We start from the raw sequence: 10,953 nt of genomic DNA, 5'->3' as shown, positions 1-10,953 counted from the left end.
GGGCTTGATCGTCCGGACCGGGTATCCTGGTCCGGTTGTCCGCGTCCGGGCGGGTTCCCCCGATCCCGGAGCGGTCCACGACGCACGACCTCCTGCCACGGAAGGACCGTGGCCGCTTAGCCCACAGGAGGTGAGCACGTCTTGCGTCATTACGAGATCATGGTGATCCTCGACCCCAGCCTCGAGGAGCGCACCGTCGCCCCGTCGCTCGACACGTACCTGAACGTGATCCGGACCGCGGGTGGCTCGGTGGAGAAGACCGACGTGTGGGGCCGCCGGCGCCTCGCGTACGAGATCAACAAGAAGGCCGAGGGCATCTACGCCGTCATCGACCTGCAGGCGACGCCTGCGGCGGTGGCCGAGCTGGACCGTCAGCTGCGACTCAACGAGTCTGTGCTGCGCACCAAGGTCATCCGGCCGGAAATGCGCTGAGCGTATCCAACCCGGTTCGCCCGGATCAGCCTCATCCACGCTGTCGTACGGCTCTGAGAGCCTGTACGACGAGACGATGAGTGCGCGAGGAGATGGTCATGGCAGGAGACACCACCATCACGGTCATCGGCAACCTGACCGATGACCCCGAGTTGCGGTTCACCCCCTCCGGGGCTGCGGTCGCCAAGTTCCGCGTCGCCTCGACGCCCCGGTTCATGGATCGGGCGTCCGGCGAGTGGAAGGACGGCGAGCCGTTGTTCCTCGCGTGCACCGTCTGGCGTCAAGCCGCCGAGCACGTCGCCGAGTCGCTCCAGCGGGGCGCCCGAGTGATCGTGTCCGGCCGGCTGCGGCAGCGGTCCTACGAGACCCGCGAGGGTGAGAAGCGCACCGTCATCGAGCTCGAGGTCGACGAGATCGGCCCGTCGCTGCGCTACGCCACGGCGAAGGTGCAGAAGATGGCCCGCTCCGGCGGCAGTGGCGGCGGCTTCGGCGGCGGTGGTGGCGGTGGTAGCCAGGGCGGCGGAGGCAACTTCGACGACCCCTGGGCTTCGGCTGCGCCCGCCCCCTCGCGTTCCGGTTCGGGCGGCGGATCTTTTGATGAGGAGCCCCCGTTCTAATGGCGCCGAGCGCCCGTGATCGCAAACCAGGAGCAAGAGCAATGGCCAAGGCTGCGGCACTTCGCAAGCCGAAGAAGAAGGTGAACCCGCTCGACAAGGACGGGATCACCTACATCGACTACAAGGACACCGCGCTGCTGCGGAAGTTCATCTCCGACCGCGGCAAGATCCGCGCTCGGCGGGTGACCGGCGTGACCTCGCAGCAGCAGCGGCAGATCGCCCGTGCGGTCAAGAACGCCCGTGAGATGGCGCTCCTGCCGTACACGGCCACCACCCGCTGAGAGGAGGCGCCGAAATGAAGATCATCCTTACCCAGGAGGTTTCCGGCCTCGGTGCCCCTGGCGACATCGTCGAGGTGAAGGACGGCTACGGCCGTAACTACCTGCTGCCGCAGGGCTTCGCGATCGCCTGGACCAAGGGCGCGGAGAAGCAGGTCACCCTGATCAAGCGGGCCCGGTCGGCCCGGGAGATCCGCGACCTCGGCCACGCCAACGAGGTGAAGGGCCAGCTCGAAGGCCTGAAGGTGAGCCTCAAGGCCCGTGCCGGCGACGGCGGGCGGCTCTTCGGCTCGGTCACCCCGGCCGAGATCGTCGACGCGGTCAAGGCCGCCGGCGGTCCGGTCCTCGACCGGCGTCGTCTCGAGGTGCCCGGTCACATCAAGTCGACCGGTGCCTACCCGGTGCGGATCAAGCTGCACCCGGAGGTCACGGCCTCGTTCAACCTGAACGTCGTCGCGGCCTGACGCGCCAAGCACCACGACCAGGGCCCGCACCGAGCGATCGGTGCGGGCCCTGGCCTTTTCAGACCGCTACCGCACCGCGGCCGATCCGCGGATCCGTGGACTCGTAGCGGGGCCGGTGGGGACGGTGCGGCGGCGAGGGCCGGCCGGGGCGCTCAGCCGACCGGCTGCCCCGTCACGGCGCTGATCAGCACCGTCGACAGGCCGCCACCCACGACGGCCGAGGCGAGCGCGACGGTCGTGGAGCGCCAGGTCGTCCCGACCTTTCGCAGCAGGGCCGCCACCACCAGGCTGCTGGCCAGCGCCACGCCGTAGCGGGGCGCGGCGGCGATCAGCGAGCCGAGCACATGGGCCCGGGGCGAGCCACAGCCGCCGCCGGTGATGTCGGTGACGCAGCCGGCCGGTGGCCGCGCGTCGAGGGTCAGCAACCAGGCGAAGACCAGAACGGCGGGGATCAGGTAGCACGCCGTGGTGTAGAGCAGCGATCGGAGCGTTCCGACCGGATCCGCGTCGAGCAGGTCATCCTCGAGGCGCCGCGCCCAGTCGTCCGACGCGACCGTGTCGACCCGCCGGCGCGGCGGCGTCTGCCTCGTGCCTCGGTGTGCGCCAATGGCATCGGTACGCCGCCGGCTCGGCTGTTCCCAGCGACCGGCGCCTTCCGGCTGCTTCCACTGGCCGGTACCGTGCCCACGGTCACCGCCCACCGCCGGCCACGCATGCACTCCCGAGGCGTCCCACGGGTCCACCTCGATCGCCGCCGGCACGGCTTGCATCCCGGACGCGTCCCACGGGTCGACCGCCGGCTGGTACGCCGGCTCCGTCGCCTCGGCGCGACGGGCCGCGATCGAGCCGGGGAACCACGCGTCGTCCGCCGGGTCGGCCCGCCGCCTGCCCACGTATCCCCGCTCCTGCGGGCGGTCGAACGTCCACTCGGCGGTGTGCTCCAACTCGGGAGACGGCACATCCCGCCAACCGGTCCCGTGCGCCCGTCGCCGGCCGCCGGCGCGGTCGGTGCGCCGACCCTCACCGGAGCTCGGCCGCACCGCTCCGTCACCGTCGTCGTCCGGTGCGGCATGGCGCCCGCCGCCGTCGGGCCGGCGGATCCCGGAGTCGATCGCCCACCGCGGAAGGTAGGCGTCGACGTGCTCGTCCTGCTCCCGGTCGCGCGCCTGGCGGCGGCTCGGCGGACCCGGGCGTTCATCGGGAAGATAGGGATCGGCCGGGGCGGGTGCGCCGGCTTCGTCCCACGAGGCGATCGGCTCACGCTCGTGCGGGCTGCTCGCCTCGCGTCCCCAGTCCCGGTAACTCACGGCCGGAGCGTGACCCTTCTCAACCGTTGGCGCGATCCGCTGCCCAGGTGTAGCCGTCCGGTGGAGATCGTACGGGACGGCGGATGTGCCGATCCGACCGAAAACTTCTCGTCCACAGCCTGGGGATCGCATAATCCCAGCTCAGGGTAGGTGAGCGGGCGAATTCCCCAACAGTTGTCCACAGCCTGTGCACACGCTGCGCACATGCCCGCCCTTCGGCGTCCACAGGTTGTCCCGAGGCTCGTCCACCGGCGGTGTTGAGTCGCTGAGCTCGGGTTCCGTATCGTTGGCCCCCGACCACCCGTGCGATGACCCCCGATCGCCCGGCCCGGTCGGCAGGAGTGTCGCACCCGGACGGCGGAGCCGGTGCGAGGATCCGACGCAGCGGAGGGGGGAACCGTGTCGGTCACCGACGACAGGCGGGCGGAGCCGCGAGCCGAGCGGCAGCCACAGGTGCCCACCCAGCAGGACGGTCAGTTCGAGCGGACCCCACCGCAGGATGTTGCCGCCGAGCAGTGCGTCCTCGGAGGCATGCTGCTCTCCAAGGACGCCATCGCCGACGTCGTCGAGATCCTGAAGACCAACGACTTCTACCGGCCGGTGCACGCCACGATCTTCGACACGATCCTCGATATCTACGGTCGAGGCGAGCCCGCCGACGCGATCACCGTCGCTGCCGCACTGGCCGACTCCGGTGACCTGGCCCGCATCGGCGGCGCGCCCTACCTGCACACCTGCATGGCCGCCGTGCCGACCGCCGCCAACGCTGCCTACTACGCCCGGATCGTGAGTGAGCGGGCGGTGCTCCGCCGGCTGGTCGAGGCCGGCACCAAGATCGTGCAGCTCGGCTACGGCACCGCCCAGGGCGGCAGCCGCGAGGTCGACGACATCGTCGACCTCGCCCAGCAGGCCGTGTACGACGTCACCGAGCGCCGGGTCAGTGAGGACTTCGCCGTACTGGCCGACATGCTCCAGCCGACGCTCGACGAGATCGAGGCGGTGGGCGCGCAGGGCGGAGTGATGACCGGTGTGCCGACCGGCTTCACCGATCTGGATCGCCTGCTCAACGGCCTGCACGGCGGGCAGCTGATCATCGTTGCGGGCCGGCCTGGTCTCGGGAAGGCGCTCGCTCTGGACACCCCGCTGCCCACCCCGGACGGCTGGACCACCATGGGCGAGGTCACCGTCGGGGACCGCCTCCTCGCCGCCGACGGCACGCCGACCACCGTCACGGCCGCTTTCGAGGTACGCCACGGCCGCCCCTGCTACGAGGTCGAGTTCTCCGACGGATCGGTCATCGTGGCCGACGCCGAGCACCTGTGGAAGACGACCACCCGCGCCTCACGACCACAGCGCGCCGAGAAGCGATCGTCCCACCAATGGGGCGAGGAGGCGCGGGTTGCCGCCGCCGCTGCACACCGGGCCGTCGCGGCCGCTCCTGACCGGCTGATCACCTACCGGGAAGCGGTCGAGATCGCGGGCGACCCGTTCCGGAACGTCCTGCATGTCGTCGCCGGGCAGGCAGGCGCGTCGGGCAAAGTGCGGCGGGAGTACATCAGGCGCGGCCAGCCGTGGCAGCGCAGCACCGACGCCTACTCGGCTCACGCGCTGCTCGGGGGACTGCTCGACCGGGTGAATCGGCTGATGAACACCGAGACGACCGCGAGCCACGACCAGGCGGTGACCACGGAATACATCGCGGCGACGTTGCGGCACCCGACCGACGGGCGCCTCAACCACGCCGTCGACAACACCCGCCCGCTTGTGCTGCCGGCCCAAGACCTCCCGGTCGAGCCATACACGCTGGGCGCTTGGCTGGGGGACGGAACTACTGCGGGGTCGTCCTTCACCACCGCAGACCCCGAAATCTTGACGTTCATCGAATCGGACGGCTACGTAGTGGAGCCGACCGCCGCCCCGTTCCGCTACGGCATCAAGATACCGAAGGCTCCGTCGCTGGCGGACCGCGAGTGCGTCGTCTGCGGCAACCGATTCACTCCCCGAGGCCCGGGTGTCCGGGCCTGTGGTAGGTCGTGCGGTGGCAAATCGAGGGGCTTGGTGGATGCCGCAACCCGCGCTCAATGCTCCTGTTGCGGCCGGCCGATCAAGTACGTGTCGAGCGCGGCGCGGCGCTGCCAAACCTGCCGTTCGACACGCGGGTCCTTCACCGGACTACTGAGGTCCGCAGGCGTCCTCGGGAACAAGCACATCCCACCGGTGTACTTGCGCGCATCCGAGGACCAGCGGCGGGCCTTGCTGGCCGGTCTCCTGGACACCGACGGCACCATCACCAGCAGCGGCAATGTCCAGTTCACGACCACGTCGGCCCGCCTGGCCGAAGACGTCCACGAACTCGTTGTCAGCCTCGGCTACCGGTGCTCCATATCCCGGAAGGCGGTCAAGGGACGCCGCCCGGAGTCATCGGTGGCGTACAACCTCAACTTCACCGCTGGGGACGACGTCTTCCGGCTGGCTCGCAAGCGTCAGACCCACGCGCAGCGGCGGCACACCGGCACCCTTGCCCGCACCGGCCACCGGTACATCGTGGATGTGCGGCCGGTGCCGAGCGTTCCGGTCCGCTGCGTGACGGTGGACAACCCGGACCACCTCTACTTGGCAGGCCGGTCGATGATCCCGACGCACAACAGCACCGCGAGCATGGACTTCGCCCGGAACGCCGCCATTCGCGCCAATCAGGCGTCCGCGATCTTCTCTCTGGAAATGAGCAAGGTCGAGATCGTCATGCGACTGCTCTCGGCCGAGGCCCGCGTCCCGCTGCACGTGCTGCGTAGCGGCCAGCTCTCCGACGACGACTGGACCAAGCTGGCCCGCTGCATGGGCGAGATCAGCGAGGCTCCGCTCTTCGTCGACGACACGCCGAGCATGAACCTCATGGAGATCCGGGCGAAGGCCCGCCGGCTCAAGCAGCGGCACGACCTGAAACTGATCGTCGTCGACTATCTCCAGCTGATGACCTCACCGAAGCGCACCGAGAGCCGCCAGCAGGAGGTCGCGGACCTGTCCCGTGGCCTCAAGCTCCTGGCCAAGGAGGTCGAGTGCCCGGTGATCGCGGTCAGCCAGCTGAACCGTGGCCCGGAGCAGCGCACGGACAAGCGGCCACAGCTGTCCGATCTGCGCGAATCCGGCTGCCTCACGGCGGAGACAAAGGTGCTGCGTGCCGACGACAACTCCGAAGTGACGCTGGGGGAACTTCTCTCCACGGGAGCCAAGGACATTCCGGTGTGGGCCCTGGACGAAAGCCTCAGGTATACGCCCCGCACGATGACTCACGTTTTCCCGAGCGGCAACCGGGAGGTCTTCCGGATGACTCTGGCTTCGGGCAAGCAAATCGACGCCACGGCGAATCACCCCTTCCTCACGTTTGGCGGATGGGTGCCGCTGGGAGAGCTCTCGCCCGGGGCCAGGATTGCCACCCCCCGGCACGTCCCGCCTCCGCTGATCGTTCGACCGTGGGCCGACGCCGAGGTCGTACTGCTGGCACACCTGCTGGGTGACGGGTCCTTCGTGCGGCGACAGCCGGTCCGATACGCCAGCCGGGACGAGGTCAATTTGACCACGGTAACGGAGGCCGCGAAGCACTTCGGGGTCTCGGCAGTCCGCGACGACAGCGAGGCGGCGAGAGTGACCACTCTCCGTCTGCCCGCCCCCTACCGGCTCGCTCGGGGCCGCCGAAATCCGATCGCGGAGTGGTTGGACGGCCTGGGACTGTTCGGTCTGCGCTCGCACGAGAAGTTCGTGCCGGGGCCCGTCTTTGGACTGCCGAAGGAACAGATCACGCTGTTCCTACACCACCTCTGGGCCACCGACGGTTCGGTATGCGTCAACAAGTCTGGCCGTGGCGGCCGGATCTACTACTCTTCCACCAGCCGGCGGATGCTGGACGAGATCTCCCGGCTCCTGCTCAGATACGGCATCACCGCGCGGATCAAGACCGTGTCGGTGGCCGGCCACCGACCCCAGTACACCCTCGACATCTCTGGGCGTGACGACCAACTGCGCTTCCTGCGTGAGATCGGGGTGCACGGCGAGCGGGCGAGAGGCTGCGCCGATCTACTCAGCGCGCTCGAGGCGGTGAAGAGCAATCCCAATGTCGACACCGTGCCGCGGGAAGTGTGGACCCGAGTTCGGGAGGTCCTGGCGGACCAGGGCATGAGCCATCGCGTCTTCGCGAAGGAAATGGGCACCCAGTTCTGCGGCAGCACGCTGTGGAAGCACGCACCCAGCCGATCCAGGCTTGCGAAGATCGCATCCGTTCTCGATGCCGCTGACCTGGAACTGCACGCGACGAACGACATCTTCTGGGACGAGATCGTGTCGATAGAGTCGCGCGGTGAGCAGGAAGTATTCGATGCGACCGTGCTCGGGACGCACAACTTCATCGCGAACGGCATCTCGACTCACAACTCGATCGAGCAGGACGCCGACGTCGTCATCCTGCTGCACCGCGACGACTACTACGACAAGGAGTCGCCGCGGGCGGGTGAGGCGGACTTCATCGTCGCCAAGCACCGGAACGGGCCCACCGACACGGTGACCGTCGCCGCACAGCTGCACCTGTCGCGCTTCGTCGACATGGCGATCGTCTGAGCGACCGCCCCCGCCGGGCTCAGCCGAGCAGCGGGAAGCGATCGGCGAGGTCGTCCAGCTCCGACCGGTCCCGGTCGCTGAGCGGGAGCCGGCCCGTCGCCTTGAGGATGAACTCGTGCTCGTCCCAGCTCGCCGGGCGAGCGGCGACGTCGCTCAGCAGACCGTCCAGGGTGGCCGTCGCGACCCGGGTGGCGAGCGGACCCGGCAGCGGGGCGTCCGGGAGGTCCAGCACCAGGTCGAGGTGGTGAACGACCGCCTCGGTCGTCAGGGTGGCGAGGAAATCGGGTACGCGCAGCACGTGGCCCTGGGTGTTGACGTACCCCGAGGGGTCGGCGGCGGCTGCGGCGCGGGCGGCGGCGGGCGCGGTGTCACACCAGACCTGAACCACCCCGGCGGGCCGGTCGAAGGCGGCGGCGGACCGGCGGATCCAGCGGGAGTGCCGTGCCTCGGCGTCGCCGCCGCTCCACGGGTTCGCCCGCCAGTAGCTCACGTCGTCCAGGTCGGCCGGACCGTCGGCCGGGCTGGCCAGCGCCACCAGGGCCCGCTGCGCGTCGCAGAGCACGTGCATGAGCAGGTCGTCGACGAGCCAGCCCCGGCACCGCGTCGGCCGCTGCAGGTCGTCGTCGGAGCGGTCGGCGACGGTCGCCGTGATGCCCTGGTACGCCTCGGCCAACGCGTCGTGCTGTCCGATGGTGTTCATGGGGGCAGCTTCGCACGGTAGCCGCCGGCCCGCTGATCACGACCGGCGGCCGGCCCGCATCTGCCGGGCCGGCCGCCGAACCCCTCTTCGGGCTGGCTCAGCCGAAGAAGTCGTCGAGGAAGCTCTTGTGCTTCTTCTTCCGGTAGTGCCCGTGGTAGCCGTGATGCTGCTGCCCGTGGCCGTACGCCGGGGCCGGCGGGTAGCCGTGCGCGGGCGGCGGAGGCGGCGGCACGGCGCCGTAGCCGGGCTGGTGCGGGGCGGGTGCGGGCGGGGGCGGCGGGAAGCCGGCCGGCTGGTGGGCCGGCTGGGCGTGGCCACCCGCGCCGGCCGGAGCGGCAGCTGCCTGCTGGTGGTTCCAGTTCGCCTCCGCCTCGAACAGCTTTTCCAGCTCGCCTCGGTCGAGGAAGATGCCTCGGCACTCGCTGCACTGGTCGATGACGACGCCGCTTCGTTCGTACTGGCGCATTTCTCCGTGACACTTGGGACAGGTGAGACTCATCACCCGAAGGTACCCGGTCAGGTCACGCAGTTGCCGTCAACGTCTGCACGACTTCCTCATCCTCCACCTCGTGGAAGTCCTCGTAGTAGGCGCTCACGGCGATGAACTCCGAGGGGCACTGCACACAGACGACCTGGTCCGCCTCGGCGGCCAGCGTCTGCTTCGCCTCGCGGGAGCCGACAGGCACGGCGACGATCACCCGCCGGGCACCTAGGTGACGGGCGACCTCGACCGCCGCGCGGGCCGTGGCGCCGGTGGCCAGACCGTCATCGACGATCACGGCGGTGCGACCGGCGAGGTCCAGCGGTGGACGCCCGGTGCGGTAGAGCTCTTCGCGACGCTCCAGTTCGGCCTGTTCGCGACGGTTGGTCGCGGCGATGTCCTCCGGGCTGAGCTGGCTGGCCACGTGCTCGTTGAGCACCTGCACGCCGCCCGGGCCGAGCGCCCCGAACGCGACCTCGCGGGCCCAGGGCATGCCGAGCTTCCGGATGACCAGCACATCCAGCGGCGCGTCGAGCCGTTCGGCGACCACCTGTGCCACCGGTACGCCACCGCGTACGAGGCCGAGGACTGTGACGTCCGGTTCGCCGATCAGTCCGGTGAGCTGGTCGGCGAGCATCCGGCCCGCCTCGGCGCGGTCGCGGTAGGTCGTCATGACTCAGGTCTACGCCCTGCCACGCTCCACCGCCTGCCAGTTCACTGAAAGAGCCGGGTTCGTGGCCGGGGAGTCCAGGTTCCGCAGGGCGGGTGCCCAGACGAGCAGGGCGATCGGGTAGAGCAGGTACCCGAACCGGGTCGACGGCATGAGCGCGATCGCGACGAGCAGCCCGTACCCGCAGACGAGTGCGGCGGCGAAGGCGGTGCGGGGCGGCTGGCGGGCGAGCCGTACGGCGATCGCGGCACCAGCGGCGACCAGCAGCCCGGCGGCGATCAACCGGCCGCCGGGCAGCCCGGCCGCGATCAGTTGCCCGGGAAAGGGCGACTGCGCGGGGCTGGTCACCAGCCCGTGCCCGAGAGGGAAGCGGAGCACGTTCTCGACGAGGGCGTCCCGATCGACCAGCAGGGCGGGCAGCAGGGCCGCGACGGGGAGCCCGATCGCCCCGGCGGTCACCCGGAGACCGGCCCGCCGGGTCGCACCCCAGACGATGAGGACGAGGGCGATCGGCCAGGCGAAGAGCTTGAGCGCGCCGGCCAGGCCGATGGCGACGCCGGCGAGACCCGCCCGGCCGGTCGCCGCGAGGGACAGCGCCAGCAGGCAGAGCGCGAGAACGGGAAGGTCGTCGCCGCCGGTGGCCAGGGTCAGGGCGCAGATCGGCAGCACGGTGGCGGCCTGCACGCCGCGGAGCAGGGCGGCGGACCGGTGCTTGGCGACCGTGCCCTGCCGAGCGGCGGGCCCGGTGCCCGTGGTGCGTCCGCGCAGGGCGGCGACGGCGAGGGTGAGGACGACCGCGGTGCCGAGCGCGAACCAGACCCGGGCGTCGGTCCACCACGCCGTGGCGGCGGCACGGGGCAGCCCGAAGAGCGCCATGCCCGGCTGGTAGGGGGTGTAGCCCAGCAACCGTTCGTCGGCGGGCAGGGCGGCTATGGCGTCGTGGCCGAGGTACGGGGTGCCGTGCTCGGCGAGACGGGTGCCGGCCTGCTCGACGACGAGAACTTCCTCCTGCGCCCGGTCGGTGCGTCCGGCCGCCCGTTCGGCGCTCTGCCGCACCAGTGGCAGCAGGGTGGTCGTCGCCCAGGCGAATCCGGTGATCGCCCAGCGCGCCGGCAGGCCGGTGAGCGGCGAATCGGGTCGCCGGCGCCGGAGCAGCAGTTGGCCGATGACGGCCGACGCCGCGACGAGGTAGCCGATCGCTGCGAGGCCGCCCCAGGCACGGTGTGGAAGCAACGTCGAGGTGACGGCGGTGATCGCGGCGAAGGCGGCTGACACGGCGTACACGGCGAGGTCGAGAGGGAGCCCGCCGCCTGCGGAGTCGAGCGCTCGCCAGCCACGGGAGCGGGGGGTCGGGGCTGCGGCGGTCACGCGGGCAAGTGTGGCAGACGGTTGGCGT

The 10,953-nt window shown here is 70.5% G+C and carries 10 protein-coding genes; 5 read left to right on the top strand and 5 right to left on the bottom strand.

From position 1 onward, the window contains the following. The first annotated feature begins 141 nt into the window (after nucleotides 1-141). The 4 genes from rpsF (at nucleotide 142) to rplI (ending at nucleotide 1,791) form a co-directional block, all read left to right on the top strand. Complete coding sequence (gene rpsF, locus BXA10_RS05995; protein ID WP_076468436.1) at nucleotides 142-432, top strand: 30S ribosomal protein S6; 291 nt, start codon at nucleotides 142-144, stop codon at nucleotides 430-432. Nucleotides 433-512: 80 nt separating this feature from the next. Beyond that, on the top strand, nucleotides 513-1,049 hold the full coding sequence (locus tag BXA10_RS05990) for a single-stranded DNA-binding protein (RefSeq protein ID WP_175649130.1): 537 nt from the start codon (nucleotides 513-515) through the stop codon (nucleotides 1,047-1,049). Nucleotides 1,050-1,090: 41 nt separating this feature from the next. Then, nucleotides 1,091-1,330, top strand: coding sequence for a 30S ribosomal protein S18 (gene rpsR, locus BXA10_RS05985; RefSeq protein ID WP_013289355.1), 240 nt, complete (start codon nucleotides 1,091-1,093; stop codon nucleotides 1,328-1,330). 14 nt (nucleotides 1,331-1,344) lie between these two features. Further along, nucleotides 1,345-1,791: a 50S ribosomal protein L9 gene (gene rplI / locus BXA10_RS05980; RefSeq protein WP_076468434.1), complete on the top strand. Its 447-nt coding sequence runs from the start codon at nucleotides 1,345-1,347 to the stop codon at nucleotides 1,789-1,791. A gap of 152 nt (nucleotides 1,792-1,943) precedes the next feature. On the opposite strand, the gene BXA10_RS05975 is transcribed toward rplI, so the two are convergent. Beyond that, nucleotides 1,944-3,098, bottom strand: a complete 1,155-nt coding sequence (locus BXA10_RS05975; RefSeq protein ID WP_076468433.1) for a hypothetical protein — start codon at nucleotides 3,096-3,098, stop codon at nucleotides 1,944-1,946. 366 nt (nucleotides 3,099-3,464) lie between these two features. Between BXA10_RS05975 and BXA10_RS05970 the strand changes: the two genes are divergently transcribed. Continuing rightward, a complete protein-coding gene (locus tag BXA10_RS05970) occupies nucleotides 3,465-7,706 on the top strand; it encodes a replicative DNA helicase (protein ID WP_342742864.1) in 4,242 nt (1,413 codons plus the stop codon). 19 nt (nucleotides 7,707-7,725) lie between these two features. Here the strand turns inward: BXA10_RS05970 and BXA10_RS05965 are convergent, their stop codons facing one another. From BXA10_RS05965 to BXA10_RS05950, 4 genes are all read right to left on the bottom strand, one after another. Further along, a complete protein-coding gene (locus BXA10_RS05965) occupies nucleotides 7,726-8,406 on the bottom strand; it encodes a maleylpyruvate isomerase N-terminal domain-containing protein (protein WP_076468430.1) in 681 nt (226 codons plus the stop codon). Nucleotides 8,407-8,503: 97 nt separating this feature from the next. Beyond that, complete coding sequence (locus BXA10_RS05960; RefSeq protein WP_076468428.1) at nucleotides 8,504-8,908, bottom strand: TFIIB-type zinc ribbon-containing protein; 405 nt, start codon at nucleotides 8,906-8,908, stop codon at nucleotides 8,504-8,506. Between the two features lie 19 nt (nucleotides 8,909-8,927). After that, entirely contained in the window at nucleotides 8,928-9,560 is a 633-nt protein-coding gene (locus BXA10_RS05955) for a phosphoribosyltransferase (protein WP_076468427.1), read from the bottom strand. A gap of 9 nt (nucleotides 9,561-9,569) precedes the next feature. Further along, nucleotides 9,570-10,925 carry a glycosyltransferase 87 family protein gene (locus BXA10_RS05950; protein ID WP_076468425.1) on the bottom strand — a complete coding sequence of 452 codons (1,356 nt, stop codon included), beginning with the start codon at nucleotides 10,923-10,925 and terminating at the stop codon, nucleotides 9,570-9,572. Nucleotides 10,926-10,953 lie beyond the last annotated feature (28 nt).

The organism is Micromonospora avicenniae (assembly GCF_900156065.1).
Taxonomy (GTDB): domain Bacteria; phylum Actinomycetota; class Actinomycetes; order Mycobacteriales; family Micromonosporaceae; genus Micromonospora; species Micromonospora avicenniae.
Note: the sequence above shows the minus strand (reverse complement) of the source record. Positions and strands in the feature narration are given on the sequence as shown.